The 16,399-nt window shown below is 63.6% G+C and carries 13 protein-coding genes; 7 read left to right on the top strand and 6 right to left on the bottom strand.

The features are described 5' to 3' along the window. Positions 1–115: 115 nt before the first annotated feature. Positions 116–787, bottom strand: a complete 672-nt coding sequence (bioD, locus tag ACIDOCELLA78_RS000000102810; protein WP_201728290.1) for a dethiobiotin synthase — start codon at positions 785–787, stop codon at positions 116–118. Then, on the bottom strand, positions 784–1,929 hold the full coding sequence (locus ACIDOCELLA78_RS000000102805) for an aminotransferase class I/II-fold pyridoxal phosphate-dependent enzyme (RefSeq protein WP_201728289.1): 1,146 nt from the start codon (positions 1,927–1,929) through the stop codon (positions 784–786). The genes bioD and ACIDOCELLA78_RS000000102805 overlap by 4 nt, the downstream gene beginning before the upstream one ends. A gap of 87 nt (positions 1,930–2,016) precedes the next feature. Here ACIDOCELLA78_RS000000102805 and bioB point away from each other — a divergent pair, with 87 nt between their 5' ends. After that, positions 2,017–3,003: a biotin synthase BioB gene (gene bioB, locus ACIDOCELLA78_RS000000102800; protein WP_201728288.1), complete on the top strand. Its 987-nt coding sequence runs from the start codon at positions 2,017–2,019 to the stop codon at positions 3,001–3,003. Further along, on the top strand, positions 3,000–4,256 hold the full coding sequence (locus ACIDOCELLA78_RS000000102795; protein WP_201728287.1) for an adenosylmethionine--8-amino-7-oxononanoate transaminase: 1,257 nt from the start codon (positions 3,000–3,002) through the stop codon (positions 4,254–4,256). Before bioB ends, ACIDOCELLA78_RS000000102795 begins: the two co-directional genes overlap by 4 nt. An 89-nt stretch (positions 4,257–4,345) precedes the next feature. Here the strand turns inward: ACIDOCELLA78_RS000000102795 and ACIDOCELLA78_RS000000102790 are convergent, their stop codons facing one another. From ACIDOCELLA78_RS000000102790 to ACIDOCELLA78_RS000000102780, 3 genes are all read right to left on the bottom strand, one after another. Further along, a complete protein-coding gene (locus tag ACIDOCELLA78_RS000000102790) occupies positions 4,346–5,041 on the bottom strand; it encodes a VIT family protein (protein WP_201728286.1) in 696 nt (231 codons plus the stop codon). 119 nt (positions 5,042–5,160) lie between these two features. Next, positions 5,161–6,303 carry an acyltransferase gene (locus tag ACIDOCELLA78_RS000000102785; protein ID WP_201728285.1) on the bottom strand — a complete coding sequence of 381 codons (1,143 nt, stop codon included), beginning with the start codon at positions 6,301–6,303 and terminating at the stop codon, positions 5,161–5,163. A gap of 114 nt (positions 6,304–6,417) precedes the next feature. Then, on the bottom strand, positions 6,418–7,293 hold the full coding sequence (locus tag ACIDOCELLA78_RS000000102780) for a glycoside hydrolase family 16 protein (protein WP_214006276.1): 876 nt from the start codon (positions 7,291–7,293) through the stop codon (positions 6,418–6,420). Between the two features lie 202 nt (positions 7,294–7,495). On the opposite strand from ACIDOCELLA78_RS000000102780, the gene ACIDOCELLA78_RS000000102775 reads away from it, so the two are divergent. From ACIDOCELLA78_RS000000102775 to ACIDOCELLA78_RS000000102755, 5 genes are all read left to right on the top strand, one after another. Next, complete coding sequence (locus ACIDOCELLA78_RS000000102775; RefSeq protein ID WP_283770824.1) at positions 7,496–8,596, top strand: acyltransferase; 1,101 nt, start codon at positions 7,496–7,498, stop codon at positions 8,594–8,596. A 35-nt stretch (positions 8,597–8,631) separates the two neighbouring features. Continuing rightward, positions 8,632–9,762: a UDP-galactopyranose mutase gene (locus ACIDOCELLA78_RS000000102770; protein WP_201728282.1), complete on the top strand. Its 1,131-nt coding sequence runs from the start codon at positions 8,632–8,634 to the stop codon at positions 9,760–9,762. A gap of 4 nt (positions 9,763–9,766) precedes the next feature. Next, positions 9,767–11,407, top strand: coding sequence for a GMC oxidoreductase (locus ACIDOCELLA78_RS000000102765; protein WP_201728281.1), 1,641 nt, complete (start codon positions 9,767–9,769; stop codon positions 11,405–11,407). Positions 11,408–11,507: 100 nt separating this feature from the next. Continuing rightward, entirely contained in the window at positions 11,508–12,437 is a 930-nt protein-coding gene (locus ACIDOCELLA78_RS000000102760; RefSeq protein ID WP_201728280.1) for a DUF707 domain-containing protein, read from the top strand. A 323-nt stretch (positions 12,438–12,760) separates the two neighbouring features. Next, positions 12,761–14,437, top strand: a complete 1,677-nt coding sequence (locus ACIDOCELLA78_RS000000102755) for a PAS domain-containing methyl-accepting chemotaxis protein (protein WP_249675489.1) — start codon at positions 12,761–12,763, stop codon at positions 14,435–14,437. A gap of 290 nt (positions 14,438–14,727) precedes the next feature. On the opposite strand, the gene ACIDOCELLA78_RS000000102750 is transcribed toward ACIDOCELLA78_RS000000102755, so the two are convergent. Continuing rightward, positions 14,728–16,380: a TonB-dependent receptor gene (locus ACIDOCELLA78_RS000000102750; protein WP_249675486.1), complete on the bottom strand. Its 1,653-nt coding sequence runs from the start codon at positions 16,378–16,380 to the stop codon at positions 14,728–14,730. Positions 16,381–16,399: the final 19 nt, after the last annotated feature.

Below are 16,399 nucleotides of genomic sequence, written 5' to 3'. Positions count from 1 at the left end.
TGCCCAGGCAATCCGGCAAAAGAGCGCGCATCGGTCGGCCTCCCCTCGCAGATTATTGATAACCGGTATATAGGATTTTTGGGGGTGTCAACACGCGCGCGAGGGGCATGATCCCTCAGCGTCGGGCGGCCGCGTCGAGCCAGGCAAACCAGTCCGGCGTCGCATCCACCAGCAACGGGGGCGGGCTGGTGCCGAGATAACGCAGTAGCGTCTCCTGCGTCTGTCCAACCGGTACAGGCAGCGGTTCCATCGGGTTGATGACGATCGCGGCAATCGGAATCTCGCGCGCGCGCAGCGCCTCGACGGCGCAGAGCGTATGGCTGATCGTGCCGAGATACCCGCCAGCGACCAGCACCACCTCAAGGCCGAGTGCGGCGATCCAGTCGCGCACGGTATGCGTTTCATCCAGCGGTACCATCGCGCCGCCGACGCCTTCGACCAGCAGCGGGGCCCGCGCCTCGGCCAGCGCGGTCTCGCAGAAAGCGACGAGCGCATCGAAGGGAATGCGCCGGCCGGATCGCGCCGCCGCCATGTCGGGTGAGATCGGATCGGGAAACCGCCAGGGACAGATGGCGGCAACGTCATCGTCGGTGACCGCCGCCCTGCCCATCGCCCGCAACAGAATGCCAGCATCGCTCTCTGCCGCGAGGACTGGGTCATAGCCACTGGCAACCGGCTTGAGCGCCCGCGCGGAAACGCCACCGGCCCGCCAATGCCGGATCATGCCGGCGGCGACATGCGTCTTGCCGATCTCGGTGCCGGATGCGGTGATGAAGAAATGGCTCATGCGCTCCCCATGATTTTGGTGCGGACGAGTTGGGCCAGACGGTCGACGTCTTCTGGTAAATGCCCCGCGGTGAAGGCGAAGCGCAGCCGCGCCGTGCCCTCGGGCACGGTGGGCGGGCGAATGGCGGCGACGAGATAGCCCGCCGCCTCCAGCACCGTCTGGGCCGCGAGGGCGCGCTCGGCGGTCCCGAGCAGGAGCGGCACGATCGGGCTTTCGGCCGGCGCCAGGCCCAGGGCGGCGCAGAAGCGGCTTGCATGGGCGAGCGCGGCGGCGCACAGGGCGGGATCGGCCGCGATCAGGTCGAGCGCCGCGATCGAGGCGCCGACCACCGCCGGCGGCAGGCCGGTGGTGTAGACGAAGCTGCGGGCACGGTTGCGGATCAGCTCGCACACGACATGCGAAGCGCAGAGATAGCCGCCATAACTGCCCACCGCCTTGGACAGCGTCCCCATCTGCAACGGCACGCTATGGCCGTGGGCCGAGCCGCGCCCCTGGTTGATGACGCCGATGCCATGCGCGTCGTCCGTCATCAGCCAGGCGTCATGCGCGTTCGCCAAGGCGAGCATCTGGCCCACGGGCGCGAGGTCGCCATCCATCGAGAACACGCCATCGGTCGCCACCATCGCGTGGCGGGCGGCCGGGCGATGGGCGGCGAGAAGTTCGGCGAGATGAACGAGGTCGTTGTGCCGAAAGATGTGCAGCGCAGCGCCGGACAGGCGGGCGCCGGCCCAGATGCAGGCATGGGCGAGTTCGTCGACGAAGATCGCATCGTCCCGCGTCATCAGCGCCGGGATGATGCCGGTATTGGCGAGGAAGCCCGAGCCGAACACCACGGCGTCTTCCGTCTGTTTCAGCGCGGCGAGGCGCGCCTCGAGCGCGCGGTAGAGCGGATGGTCGCCGGTGACGAGGCGGGAGGCGCCGGCGCCGGCGCCGTGGCGGCGGGCGGCGTCGATCGCGGCGTCGATCACCGCCGGGTGGGTGGAGAGGTTGAGATAGTCGTTGCAGGAGAACGAGATCAGCCGCTGCCCGTCGCGCTCCAACATCGCGCCGGCGGCGCGGGCGGTCGGGCGCAGGCGGCGGCGGAGGGCGCCGGCCTCGAGCCGGGCGAGCTTGTCGGTCGCGAACTGGTCGAGCGTGGTCATCCTGTCTCAATCTGCCGCAAAAGCTTCACGAACGCGGATGCAGCGTTTATCACCGGTTCGACCCCTTGGGGCAAATCGGAGCTTGCCATGTCCATCGCACTCGATTCTTCCACTGCTGCCGCTGCTGCCGCTGCTGCCATGCCGTCCCCGACGCGGGCGCGCATCGCCGCCCTGCTGGCGCTGCCGCTGCCCGAGCTGATCTTCCAGGCGCAGACCGTGCACCGCCAGCATTTCGACCCGACCCAGGTGCAGATTTCCACCCTGCTCTCGATCAAGACCGGCGGCTGCCCGGAGGATTGCGGCTATTGCCCGCAAAGCGCGGGATTCGACGCGGGGGTGCCGGCGTCGAAGCTGATGGACATCGCCCCGGTGCTGGAAGCGGCACAGCGGGCGAAGGACGCCGGGGCGCAGCGCTTCTGCATGGGGGCGGCCTGGCGCTCGCCCAAGGACCACGATCTCGACCGGGTGGCGGCGATGGTCGAGGGGGTGAAGGCGCTGGGGATGGAAACCTGCGTCACCCTCGGGATGCTGCGGCCGGACCAGGCGGCGCGGCTGAAATCGGCCGGGCTCGACTATTACAATCACAATCTCGACACCTCGCCGGAATTCTACGGCAGCATCATCACCACCCGCACCTACCAGGACCGGCTGGACACGCTGGCGGCGGTGCGGGATGCGGGCATCAATGTCTGCTGCGGCGGGATCATCGGGATGGGCGAGGATCTCGACGACCGGGCCGGGCTGCTGGCGACCCTCGCCGATCTCGATCCGCCGCCGGAGAGCGTGCCGATCAACGCGCTGGTCGCGGTGAAGGGCACGAAACTCGGCGAGAGCGCGCCGATCGACCCGATCGATTTCGTACGCACCATCGCGGCGGCGCGGATCAGCATGCCAAAATCCTGGGTGCGGCTGTCGGCCGGGCGGGAGGCGCTGAGCGACGAGGCGCAGGCGCTGTGTTTCCTCGCCGGCGCGAACTCGATTTTCTACGGCGACACGCTGCTGACCACGGCGAACCCGGCGGCCGCGCGCGACAATGCGCTGTTCGACAGGCTCGGGATGACCAAGCTTTCGTGAGCGACTGGCTGGAGCGCGGCTGGCGGCATGTCTGGCTGCCCTATGCGCAGATGCAGACCGCGCCATTGCCGCTGCCGGCGGTGCGGACGGAGGGATCTAGCATCCATCTGGCCGACGGGCGGGTGCTGATCGATGGCGTCGCCTCATGGTGGACGTCGTGCCACGGCTACAATCATCCTCACATCCGTGAAGCGGTCGCGGCCCAGCTCGATTCGATGCCGCATGTGATGTTCGGCGGGCTGGCGCATGAGCCGGCCTATCGCCTCGCGACGCGGCTGGCAGGGATGATGCCGGACGGGCTGGAGCGGGTGTTCTTCACCGATTCCGGCTCGGTCGCGGTGGAGGTGGCGATGAAGGTCGCGGTGCAGGCGCGGCTCAATCGCGGCGAGCGCGGGCGGCACAAATTCCTCGCCTTCCGCGACGGATATCATGGCGACACGCTGGCGACGATGGCGGTGTGCGACCCGGAGGAAGGGATGCACGCGCTGTTCGCCGGGCTGTTGCAGGAGCATGTGATCGCGCCCCTGCCCCGGGATGCGGCGACGGAGGCCGCGTTCGCGGCGCTGCTGGAGCGGCACGCGGATGAGCTCGCGGGGATCATCGTCGAGCCGCTGGTGCAGGGGGCGGGCGGCATGGTGTTTCACGACGAGGCCGTGCTGCGGACGCTGCGGACGGCGGCGGACAGGTATGGGCTGACGCTGATCTTCGACGAGATCTTCACCGGGTTCGGGCGGACCGGAACGATGTTCGCCTTCGAGCAGGCGGGGGTGACGCCGGATATCGTCACCTTGTCGAAGGCGCTGACGGGCGGGACCTCGCCGCTGGCGGCAACCGTGGTGCACCGCGACCTGTACGAGGCGTTTCTCGGCGAAGACCCGATGAAGGCGCTGATGCACGGGCCGACCTTCATGGCCAATCCGCTCGGCTGCGCTGCGGCGAATGCCTCGCTCGATTTGTTCGAGACCGAGGACCGGCTGGGGCAGGCCACGCAAATCGGGGCCTGGCTGCGCGAGGGGCTGGAGTCGTGCCGGGGGCTGCCGGGCGTGGTCGATGTGCGGGTGAAGGGGGCGATCGGCGTGGTGCAGCTGGAGCGGAGCAAAAATCCGGCGGGGTTGCGGGAGCGGTTCGTCGCGCGCGGGGCGTGGATCCGGCCGTTCCGCGACATCGTCTATCTCACCCCGGCGCTGACCATCGCGCAGGACGAACTGGCGCGCCTGACCGGGGCGATCAGGGACGTTCTGGTCGCGGGCTGAACGTCCGATCCCGCGCCCCCTCGCCATCCGAGGGGCGGAGGAAGGCCGGTGACGGAAGAGCGTGAAGGGCCGAGGCAGCACGAACACGCTTACACTGTGGCGCCAAAAAGATGACCGATCAGGGTGGTGGCAGCCATGGCAAGGGCACCCCAGAAGGCGACGCGCATCGCCGGTTTGACCATCGGTGCGCCCCCTGCGCGGCCACCGACGGCACCGAGCACGGCAAGGAAGATGAGGGCGCCGAGACCGATCCCGGCGGTGAGAACTGGCTTCGGCAAGACAACGGCGAGGGTGAGCGGGGCTGCGGCGCCGATGGCGAAGGTGGCGGCCGAGGCGAGTGCCGCCTGGATCGGATTGGCCGCGGTGAATTCGGTAAGGCCGAGTTCGTCGCGGGCATGGGCGCCAAGCGCGTCATGCGCCATGAGCTGGGTGGCGACCGCGCCGGCAAGATCAGGGTCGAGACCACGGGCGACGTAGATTGCGGCAAGTTCGGCATGTTCGGATGCGGGATTTTCGGCGAGTTCGGCGCGCTCCTTGTCGAGTGCGGCGGACTCAGTATCCGCCTGGGAACTGACGGAAACGTATTCGCCGGCGGCCATGGCCATCGCGCCAGCGACCAGCCCGGCGACGCCGGCGACCAACGCATCGTGCCGGACCCCGCTGGCCGAGATCACGCCGAGTATAAGGCTGGCGGTTGAGATGATGCCGTCATTGGCGCCGAGCACAGCGGCGCGGAGCCAGCCGGTACGGCCAAGGAGGTGAAATTCCGGATGGGGAAGATGCATTTCGTGTCCTTCGCTGCGCGGCCCGGATGGTGTGATGTAACAACAGCAGCACAGATTTTGGACAGGATAGCGCCGTTCGCTGCGTCATTGAAGATGAACAGAGGCGGGGCAGGCGAAGCTCAGCCGGCACCCGGCGGCACGACAGCGGGCAGCCTTACAGCTTCGCGGCCGGCACGGTTGAGCCAACGGCGCAATGGCACATCATAGAACCGGCCAGCCGCCCAGGCGAGGCCGATCGAGGCCAGGGCCGCAAGAAGTGCGAGTTCTGGAGCAAGGCGATGCAAGTGATGATTCGCGAGGTCCGCGAGCCCGGCGACCAGCGGGTAATGCAGGACGTAGAGCGGATAAGAGAGCGCTCCGAGCCATTTCCAGACCGGATCAAGACGGCGGCTGGGCGTGGCGAGTGCGCCGGCAGCGACCAGGGCCGGAAAAGCGAGCAGCACCGCCGCGATATCGAACCAGGCACCCAGCGGCAATGGCGCGGCGAGGAGCAGGAGAAGCAGCGGCACCGTGGCGTGCGCGGCGGTGCGCCAGGCGGCGCGCGCCGGCGCCGCGGCAGGGGATGGAAGAATGGCACGGCGCATCAACAGGCCGACAGAGAAGGGGAAGACCACCCGCGCCGCTGCGGCCCAAAGATCGATCCAGCGATAGCCGGCATTCAGCCCGTGATAATGCAACGCGGTAGCGCCCATCAGCACGGCGCCGAGAAGGCAGGTGGCGAGAAGGCTGGCGCGCGTGAGCCAGCGGAAGCACAAAGCGTAAATAATGTTCACCATCAACTCGATCGATAGCGACCATAGCGGCGTGTCGAGCGGGAAGGCCCAGGGGCGGAAGCCAAGCAGGGATCGGGTGGGCAGCAGCAGCGCGTTTGCCAGCGCTGCCCGCAGGACGGCGCTGGCGCCGGGACCGCCGGGGGCGGTGGCGGCAACGAGATAGCCGGCGGTGCCGAACAGCACACCGAGCCCCGCAAGGGGATAAAGCCGAATCAGCCGCAAGCGCAGGAAGCCGGGAAAGCTCATGCCGCCGCGCAACTGCCGGTCATAGGCGTGAGCGATGACAAACCCGCTGAGCATGAAGAAGAAATCGACGGCGAGATAGCCGTGGACGGGCTTGAACGGCAGACGGAAATATTCCGTGACGTGAAATGCCAGCACGGTAACCGCGGCGATGCCTCGCATACCGTCGAGGACGAGATAATGCGTGGTCTGGTCGGACTGGCGGGCCGATATGTCGCGCAGGGCCTGGATGGCGGCTCTCCTCACCCCGACACGCCATCAAAGCATCAGGGTTGTTTAAAAAATGATAATAAATACGAAATTATTTTTTTAGAGTAATTTTTTTGATCCAACAACACTGTCTGTCGAGACCTGCATAATTTAATTTTCACGATCGCATGGCCACGGCCGGTCGCGCTGCCAGACCTTGATCTGGCGGATGCGCAGGGTCAGCGGCGAGGTGAGGTTGCCAATCGGCCAGCCGCCACCGAGCGCGAGATCGGCCAGCATATACATTGGCTGGCGGTATTGCGGCGGCGTCGGGGTCGACCAGAAACGGCGGCGGTTGAGATAGAAACTCGTGGTCCGTGGCGTGATCAGCACCCCGAAACGATTGAACCGGGAGGTCAGCAGACCGTCCGGAACCCGAACCAGTCGGCTGCGCAGCAGGGCGTTGCGGCCGCGCACCCAGACATGCTCGGTGGCATGGAAGTAGCGCGGAAAGCCGCCGTAATACTCGATCACGTCGATCTCGTCGGCGAAGTCGCGCTTGTCCATGCCGATCAGCCAGAACGCCGGCCAGGTCCCCATTCCACCCGGCAATTCCGCTGTCATTTCGAAATATCCGTATTTCTGGGTGAATCCGGCATGCGGATCATTGTCCCGATAGGCCGAGCTGATCAGCCCGGAACGCCACTTTCCTCCTGCCGTTTTGCTGGCGATGATGGAAAGCCCTTGCGGGGTGATACGGAACACTTCCGGCGAGGGATTGGCGAAGGCGGCGTCGCCGAAATCGCCTCCCCAGGGCGTGTGGGCGCTCCATACCGTGTCGGGCCCATGGGCTGAGAGGCTGAGGGTCTGGAAGCGGTCGAGGAATGTGACGTGATAGACGGACAGGTCAATCCGCGTGCCGCCCCCTGCCCTTCCCATACTGCCACGCAACGCGACCACGGCCGCGAGAGCGACGCAAAATCCCGCGAATGCCGCATAGCTCAGGCCACGGAGGGAAGGCCGCAAGGAGAGGAAAAGGTTGGGCACCCGCACTTGGTGGCAAATCGCGTGACATTTGGCAAACAGTCAGCCATCTGTTCAAAAAAAGTAAAATTATAAAAAAAATCTAATTATTTTTATTGCGATGTTGTTAATTTAAATTTATTTCGGTTGCGGCGACATGGCTCGGTCGGCCCACAAACGGTGACAGACAGGACACAGCGTGAGGACCACCTCGATATCTGGCCGTATGGCGGAAACTGGCGGCCGCAGCAGCGGTTTCGACGACCTGCGACTGATTCTGGCAGTGTCTGTAGTCGTTCTGCACGTCGCCGCGGTATCGCACGGGATGCAGGCGGAAATGGCGGTGTTTCTGAGCCCGCTGCGCCCGCTCGTGCGGTTCATCCTGCCGGCTTTTTTCGCACTCAGCGGCTTCCTCGTGGCCGGGAGTCTGGCGCGATGCCGCACCGTGGCGCTGTTTCTCGGGCTGCGGGGGTTGCGGGTGATGCCCGCCCTGACCTTCAAGGTCTTGCTGGCGGCCCTCGTGCTCGGACCTCTGGCGACGCGCGACACGCTTGGACGATATTTCCATAGCCCCAGTCTCTACACCTATCTGCTGAACATCGTCGGCAGCGTGCATTTCGGGCTGCCAGGCGTATTTATCGACAACCCGCTGCCTGGGGTGGTGAACGGGCAACTCTGGACCATTCCCTTCGAGGTGGCGAGCTATGTCGTGCTCGCCGGGCTGGCTGTGCTGGGGCTAAGCCGCAGGCGAAGCCTTGCGCCGGCCGCGGCGGTGGGGATGACCTTCGCATATCTGGCCACAACCCTGATACGGCATGGCGGGGTGCTGGTGCCGGTACCGGGCATGCCCAACGGCGCGCTTCTCATTGTCTGCTCGCTCTGGGGGGTCAGCCTCTACCAGTATCGGGATATCGTACCGTATTCGCGGCCGCTCTGCCTCGTCGCGGCGGCGGTGGCGGCGTCCTGCCTCGGCTTCATACCCTATGGCGACTTCCTTGCGCCGCTGCCCGCCGCCTATGTCACGGTCTATCTGGGGCTCAGAAATCCGAAGCGCCGGTGGCTGGGCAAAGCCGACTATTCCTATGGCATCTATCTCTCAAGCTTCATGATCCAGCAGGCGTGCTGGCAGTTCCTGCCAGCGGCGCGCAGCTGGGAAGGCAATCTTCTGATCGCGCTGCCGCTCTCGGTTGGGGCGGCTGCAATATCGTGGCATTTCATCGAGAAACCGGCGCTAGATCTGCGCCACGCACTGCGCGAGATCGAGACGGCGTGGCTCGAACGCCAGGCGCGGCGCGCCGACGCCAGCCTGCCGGCAGAGGCCGACTGAGCGTGTCGGGGCACAGGATGGGCAAGGGAGCGGATATGACGATTCTGGTGGTCGGGGCAGGATTTTCGGGCTCCGTCTATGCGCGCACGCTGGCCGAGGCGGGATACCGGGTCGTGGTTATCGACCAGCGCCCGCATATCGGCGGCAATGCCTATGACCAGGAGGACGAGAACGGGGTACGGGTGCATGTCTACGGTCCGCATCTGTTCCATACGCGCTCGGCGCCGGTGCTGGAGTGGATCCGCCGGTTCGGGCAGTTTGTCCCCTACGAGCACAAGGTTCGCGCGAAGCTGCCGGATGGGCGGATGGCTCCGCTGCCGATCAATCTCGACACCGTCAACATGGTGTTCGGCACGAACTACGAGACCAGCGCCGAGGTGCAGGCGCATCTCGCCCGGGTGGCGCTCGATTTTCCGCAGCCCCGCAATGCCGCCGAACATCTCTACGCAACCATCGGCCGCGAGCTGACCGACCTGTTCTTCCGCCCCTACACCCGGAAGATGTGGCAGCAGGAGCTGGAGGACATGGCCGCCGCGGTGGTCAAGCGGATTCCGTTGCGCACGGACAGGGTCGATACCTATTTCGCGAGCGAGGACACGCAACTGATGCCGGTGGACGGCTATACCGCGCTGTTCGGCGAAATTCTCGGGCATCCCGGCATCGAGGTGAGGCTGGGGACCAGATTCGAGCGGGCGATGCTCAAGGAATTCGCCTTCTGCTTCAACGCGATGCCGATTGACGAGTATTTTGACTTTGAGCTGGGCGACCTGCCCTATCGCTCGATCCGCTTCCATCACCGCAGCGAGCCAGATGGGCCGCCCCCCCCGGCACCGGTGGTCAATTTCACCGATGACGGACCGTTCACCAGGGAGACGTGGTGGGATGCGCTGCCCCATCACCGCAGGCGGCAGACCGGGCGGCGCAGCGTGACCACCGAGGAGCCGTGCGATTACCGCGACAACGGGATGGAACGGTATTACCCGGTGCGAACCGCGGACGGCCGGTATCAGACGCTGTATGCGGCCTATAAGGATCTGGCCGCGCGCGAGACGCGGATGGAATTCATCGGGCGCTGCGGCACATATCAGTATCTGGACATGGACCAGGTCATCAACCAGTCGCTCACCGGGGCGCGGCGCTGGCTGGCGGCGCAGGGCCGCGGGTGAGCGGATGAGAAATTTCCGCGTCCCGGCGGACCTGCCAGAGGCGGACTGCGCCGCGGATCTGTGCATCGCGGGGACGGGGCCGGCCGGGGCGACGCTGGCGCGGGAGCTTTCCGGGTCGGGTCTACGGATCCTGCTCCTGGAAAGCGGCGACGAGACGCGACAGGTCGAGGCCGACGCGCTCAACGAGGTTGAGCAGGCCGGCTATCCGAGGGTGGAGGATCAGTGGCTGGTGCGCAACCGCATTCTCGGCGGCACATCGCACACCTGGAGCGGGCGGTGCGTGCCGTTCGATGACATCGATTTCGTGCGCCGCCCCTGGGTGCCTCATTCAGGCTGGCCTCTGGCGCCGCGCGACCTTGCCCCCTATCTCGACCGCGCCGCCGCCTATCTCGGCCTCGATCCGGGAACCGGATTTTCCGACGCACGGTTCTGGGCGCTGGCGGGCCGGCGATGCCCGCTGCCGGAATTCGACCCAACTCTGGTACTTCCGCATCTGTGGCAGTTCTCGCGCGATACGACGAGGAGGCGGGATTACATGCGCTTCGGCCAGAGGCTGAAGTCGCAACTCGGCGACAATGTCACGCTGGTTACCAATGCGACGCTCTGCGACATCCATCTCGTCCCATCCTGCGACCGGGTGAGCGGCATCACGCTGGCAGGGCCGGACGGGGCGCGGCGGCGGATCGCCACCGGGATGGTGGCGATCTGCTGCGGCGGGATCGAAAATGCAAGGCTGCTGCTGAACGCCGACAGCCAAGTGCCGGGCGGCATCGGCAACGGGCGCGATCTGGTGGGGCGGCACCTGATGGATCATTTGCGCGGGCCGACCGCCACGTTCGCGCTGCGCGGGAGCGCTGCGCTGCGGCGTGTGTTCGGCCATTACCGGCTGAATAACGGACAGGTTTTCGCACTCGGGTGGCGGCTGAGTCCTGCGTTGCAGGAGGCGGAGGAACTGCTCAACTGCAGCGCCTGGCTGGAGGGACGGATCTCCGCCGATGATCCCTGGAACGCGCTGAAGGCACTGACCCGCGGGCGCGGTGGGGTGCGGGCCATAGGCCGGGTGACGACCCATGCCGGGTTACTCATGCGCGGAGCACACGACTATCTCGTGCGGCGCATCGGCCTGCCACGCAAGATCGACCGGCTGGACCTCGTTTGCATGGTCGAGCAGATGCCGGACCCGAACAGCAGGGTCACGCTATCGGCACGGCGAGATCGGCTCGGACTGCGGCACGCACGGATAGAGTGGCGGGTAAACCACCAGGACATCCGAACCATGACGCGGATGACCGCGGTTCTCGGCGCTGAGTTCACCCGGCTCGGCCTTCCGTCCGCAAGGCCCGACGCCTGGGTGGCGGACAGCGGAACGCTGCCCGAGACATTCCGTGATGTCGCACACCCGACCGGAACCACGAGGATGGGGCGCTCGCCGGCTGACAGCGTGGTCGACCCAGACTGCCAGATACACGGGGTCGCCGGGCTGTTCGTTGCGGGAAGCTCGGTGTTCCCGACCTCGAGCCACGCAAACCCGACGCAAATGATCGTGGCGCTCGCGCTGCGGCTGGCAGACCGGCTGCGCGAGACCGCGCGGCAAGGCAACATGGCCGGCGACCGGGTGCGGGATGACGCGGCGGTGGGGATGTAATGGGATACTCGCCTGGATTTGCCGATGTTTCGCTGGTTCCAGCAGGAATTAGCCATTATCTGGATAATCAAATCGTTTTGAGGATAAGGGTTTCAGCGCCATGAACGGGCAGATTTCCGGCCGACGCCGCAACCTCGTGATCGTGCGGGCGGGCGACAATTCGTTGCATCCTCGCTGGCTCGCCGGCGGCGACGCACGAACCTGGGACATTGTTGTAAATTATTACGGCGAGCAGGAACAACTCTACCGCCGGCCCGATATCGAACGGATCGACAGCAAAGGACCGAAATGGCCGGCGCTGCAATTATTGCTGCAGGAGACCCCCCGCTTTTTGCGGGACTATGATTATGTCTGGCTGCCGGATGATGACCTCGACACCACGTCGGACCAGATCGACCTTCTGTTCCGGATCATGTCCGGGCACAATCTCCAGGTGGCGCAGCCTTCACTCGAGCACAGCAGCTATTTCGGCCATCTGACCACGCTGCATAATAACCGGTTCCGAATCCGCTATACCAACTATGTCGAGGTCATGGCCCCGTGCTTCACGACCGCGGTGCTGGAACGGGCGGTGCCGTTGTTCAACGCCAACCTCAGCGGGTGGGGGCTTGATTTCGTCTGGCCGAAGCTGGTCGATGAGCCCGCGTCACAGATCGCGATCATTGATGCGGTGCAGGTGCGCCATACCCGTCCGGTCGGCGGACCGAACTACAAGATGCTGCGTGAGCGTGGGGTTTCACCCTGGGACGAACTGCGCAGCTTCTGCCGGATGAACGACATCGAGGAAGAACCGGTGATTGCGACGCTCGCGGCGGTGACCAGCGACGGTAACCTCGTCGACGCAATGGCGCAGCAGCGGCGCTTCGTCTTGCAATTGCTGGCCGGCTACCTGCCCGCGCTGAAACGCACGCCGCAGCGCCAGCACATGCTACGGCGGATGGGTGGGATGCTGTGGAAGGCGCTGAACAATCTACCGGATCGGGTGGCCGAGCTGCCGATGCCACGCAAGTTGGCACTGCGCCGCCCATAGGCGATGGCGTTTTTGGCCAGACCTGACGGAACCGGCAGCAGTTGGTCACTCCTGCTGACATGATTACATATGAAAAATTGACGCTCTCGAATATCACGTTTTTGTGATATCGAGAAAAATGCCTTTGGATTATCTTGAATATTAGGACCGAACGCACACGGCGCATGGCTGACTGACCTGAAATTCGGAATTCCGCGAAACTTTCCGTTAATGATCTGGCTTGATACTCATAACATACAAGAACGATCGTTTCATTTCGACATTTTGGGGTAAAAATGTTTTTATCAGCGAAGGCTGCGATAAATTCCCAGAATTTTGCCTCTATGCAGAATTCCTTCCTGGTAATCAGTTTTTCTCCAGACGGTGAAATTCTTTCCGCAAACGAAAAATTCCTGGAGGCAACAGGCTACAGGCTCGGCGACATTGTCGGGCGCCACCATCGCATATTTTTGGACACTGCCGAGCGGGACAATTCAGACTACGCCCGTTTCTGGCCCGAGCTTGCTGCAGGAAAACCCCGTTCGGGCGAATTCCGCAGGATCGGCAAGGCTGGCGAAGCGATCTGGCTTCGCGCGGCCTACAACCCCGTGCGCGTCAGGAGCGGCAAGGTCATCCGCATCGTCAAGGTCGCCCTCGATATCACCGGGCAGAAAGAGCAATCGGCGGAAAACGCGAGCGTGCTTGCCGCAATCGGCCGCTCTCAGGGGATCATCACCTTCGGGCTGGATGGCACAATTCTCGATGTAAACGACAATTTCCTTTCGTATATGGGCTACACCCGCGACGAGGTGATTGGCCGCAAACACAGCATGTTCGCCCGGCCCGAATTCGCTGCCAGCACAGAATACGCGGCGTTCTGGGCGCATCTGCGCAGCGGTGAGTATCTCTCCTCGGAATTCGAACGCATCGCCAAGGGCGGCCGGCAGGTCTGGCTGCAGGCGACGTATAACCCCGTGTTCGACACACAGGGAAAGGTCGTGAAAGTGGTGAAGTTCGCGGTCGACATCACCGAGCGGATGCATAACCTCTCGCGCATCGCCGCGGCGCTCGAAAGTCTTTCGGCCGGCGACCTCACGGCGCGGATCGGCGAGGCGCTGATCCCCTCGCTCGATCGGCTGCGGGTAGACTTCAATACCGCGATTGCCACGCTCGGCGAAAGCATCAGCGGGGTCAAATTGAGCACGGAAGAGATCAGCCTCGGGGTCGGCAAGATTGCCAAGGCGGCCGAGGATCTGGCGCGGCGCACCGAGCAGCAGGCAGCAGCCCTGGAAGAGACCAGCACCGTGCTCGACGGTGTTACCGGCGATATCCGCAAGACCGCTGACAACGCCGCCAAGGCGGCCATGGCGGTGGACGCGACCAGCGCTGCAGCACACCGCTCACACAAGATCGTCAGCGAGGCGGTGATCGCGATGAACGGCATCGAAACCTCATCGCGCGAGATCGATCAGATCATCGGACTGATCGACGAAATGGCGTTCCAGACCAACCTCCTGGCCCTGAATGCCGGCGTCGAGGCGGCGCGTGCCGGCGATGCGGGGCGGGGTTTTGCGGTTGTGGCGTCAGAGGTGCGCGCCTTGGCCCATCGCTCCGCCGAAGCGGCGAAATCAATCAAGGCGTTGATCGCGAGGTCGTCCAAACAGGTGGGCGATGGGGTGAGGCTGGTGGGCGAAACCGGCACCGCGCTCGACACCATTCTGCGTCATGTCGCGGAAATGCACGGGATTGTCGGCGAGATCGCCGATGCGGCAGGGAACCAGGCGGGCAATCTTTCCGAAATCAACATTGCCGCCGGGCAGATGAACCAGGCAGTGCAGCAGAATGCCGCCATGGTCGAGCAGACTTCCGCAGCGACCCATTCGCTACGCGAGGAAATCGCGCGGCTAAACTCTCGCGTCGCCGGATTTCTCACCCCAGAGACCGAGGAGCAGGATCAGTTCCGGCCGATGAACCAAACCTACCGGCCGCGGACAGCCCTCCGGGTATTACACTCAGGCTGAAGCAGCTCCCGCTCGAGGAGGCGGATGTCGTGCCTAATCACATTGCTGCTCAAAAATCCGGCACCTCGAATCCGCTGAAGCATTTCACGGATGGGCCGGATGTTGAGTTTTTCTGATCTGGAGCACCACCCGATCTGGTCCGATCGAGCATCGGACGGCGACTTATCCCATTGTTTTCGAGCGGTAGAATGACACTACGCGCGGGCAACGCAGAGGCCGTACGGAGCGAGCTCCGCACGGCACTACGAATTTATCGGACCCAACTGGTCTGAGCCACCAGGTTGGGCTCGTCAGAAATGAACCGCGACGGTACCGTAAATGCCAAAAGGCGCACCCGGATAGGCATAGACCAAGGCGTTCGACCCTACGGCAGGGGTCGGGACAGTCGCGCCCGGCGGTGAGAAATAACCACCTGCACCAACGATTTCATACTGGTTGTACCGGTTGTTGGTGACGTTCAGCGCAGTGAGACTGACATCCACCGTATTGCGTCCGGCATAGGGGAGTCGGACGGGCACCTTCAGCTTCAGCGCCATATTCAGAACGCCATAGGCCGGCATCTGGACGTTGGAAGGAGCGCCGGTCGTATCGTCGAACATGTACTGGCTGCCCGTGTACTGATACCAAAGCTTCGGCTGCAAAATCATACCGCCCATCGGGATGTCGTAATAGGCCCCGACATTGAAATTCACCGCCGGCACATACGGGACATGACTGCCGTTATAGGATGTGCCGCCAGTAACATAGCTTTGGTATTTGGCATTGATAAGCGACAGATTGCCAAACACGAACAGATTGTAGAGCGGATTGTCATCAACGAAGAGATTCGCCCCGTCATAGATTGAGGTTCCGGTCGCGAAAACCGACTGACCGCCACCGATCGCATAGCTCAGCGACTGCTTGGCATAGCGGATGTGGAAATAGTCGATGCCCGCAAGGAAGTGGTGCAGGAATCCCCGGTTCTCGACATTAAACTTCAGACCGGCGTCGTAATACTGTCCCTGTTCCAGACCATAGGCGGAGGGGTTGATCTTCGCAAACAAGCCGAACGCACCGCCAACCGCGGGCGTACGATAGGCCTCGCTATAGGAGCCATAGGCTGTCAGCCAGGGCAGGAGTTGGGCGTTTACCGAGATCGAGGGTTCGATGCCATTGCGGCTGGCATGGGAGCCGCAAATGGAGCCGGAATCGAAGCTATTGCCATTGCCGATCTGCAAATGCCCCCCGGTAAGGGCGCATTTCGCATAGTATCCCTGGTTGGGCAGGATGGTGAAATCCTGCAACGCAGTGTCGTTATAAGCGGTCTGGAAGCTGACGAAACGAATGCCGGGAACAATGTGCAGCATTCGGATCGGATGGATATCGTCCTGCGCGAAGAGAGCGAAATCGTTCTGGCTGAAATTACCCGACCGGAAGAACGGGCCCGCGACAGTGGTGTTGGTGCCATAGGCTGTCGAGTAGAAATTGTTCCGCGTATTATAGTCGTCGTGGATGTAATAGGCCCCAAGCGTCGCCTTGTTCAGCGGCAGCCGGGTCGTGAGCCATATCTTGTCGCCGATCGCGTTGGTATGCGGATCGTTATACTCCATCGCCTCATTCTGACCGAAAGAATAGAACAGGTCATGCAGACGGGAATGGGTTCGCTTGTAATTCTGATAATAGGTCAGGTTATGCAGTGTGGTGGACGAGTCGAGGCGGATATTTTCTCGCGCATAGACCATCCAGAACCGGTTCTCGTCCTGCTTCTCATAAACATTGAAGGGCGGTGTGCTATAATACCCCGATGTTTTCTGACTGTAAGGAACGCTGCCGGTACTACCGGTGATATAGATTCCAGGATAAGGCGAGGTCGGGATGATCGGTGCGCGGTAAGCAACGCTGCGCGCGAAATAACCGCCAAATTCAAAAGAGCCGGCGGAAAAGCTCTTGATCGTCTTACTCACCAGTCGGTAATTAAGACGA

It is taken from the genome of Acidocella sp. C78, assembly GCF_907164655.1.
Note: the sequence above shows the minus strand (reverse complement) of the source record. Positions and strands in the feature narration are given on the sequence as shown.

Excerpts from the sequence above, each read along its gene's own strand:
- ACIDOCELLA78_RS000000102765 (WP_201728281.1), top strand. The coding sequence starts at position 9,767 with ATGAGAAATTTCCGCGTCCCGGCGGACCTGCCAGAGGCGGACTGCGCC.
- bioD (WP_201728290.1), bottom strand. The coding sequence starts at position 787 with ATGAGCCATTTCTTCATCACCGCATCCGGCACCGAGATCGGCAAGACG.
- ACIDOCELLA78_RS000000102805 (WP_201728289.1), bottom strand. The coding sequence starts at position 1,929 with ATGACCACGCTCGACCAGTTCGCGACCGACAAGCTCGCCCGGCTCGAG.
- ACIDOCELLA78_RS000000102755 (WP_249675489.1), top strand. The coding sequence starts at position 12,761 with ATGCAGAATTCCTTCCTGGTAATCAGTTTTTCTCCAGACGGTGAAATT.
- bioB (WP_201728288.1), top strand. The coding sequence starts at position 2,017 with ATGTCCATCGCACTCGATTCTTCCACTGCTGCCGCTGCTGCCGCTGCT.
- ACIDOCELLA78_RS000000102775 (WP_283770824.1), top strand. The coding sequence starts at position 7,496 with ATGGCGGAAACTGGCGGCCGCAGCAGCGGTTTCGACGACCTGCGACTG.
- ACIDOCELLA78_RS000000102760 (WP_201728280.1), top strand. The coding sequence starts at position 11,508 with ATGAACGGGCAGATTTCCGGCCGACGCCGCAACCTCGTGATCGTGCGG.
- ACIDOCELLA78_RS000000102770 (WP_201728282.1), top strand. The coding sequence starts at position 8,632 with ATGACGATTCTGGTGGTCGGGGCAGGATTTTCGGGCTCCGTCTATGCG.
- ACIDOCELLA78_RS000000102790 (WP_201728286.1), bottom strand. The coding sequence starts at position 5,041 with ATGCATCTTCCCCATCCGGAATTTCACCTCCTTGGCCGTACCGGCTGG.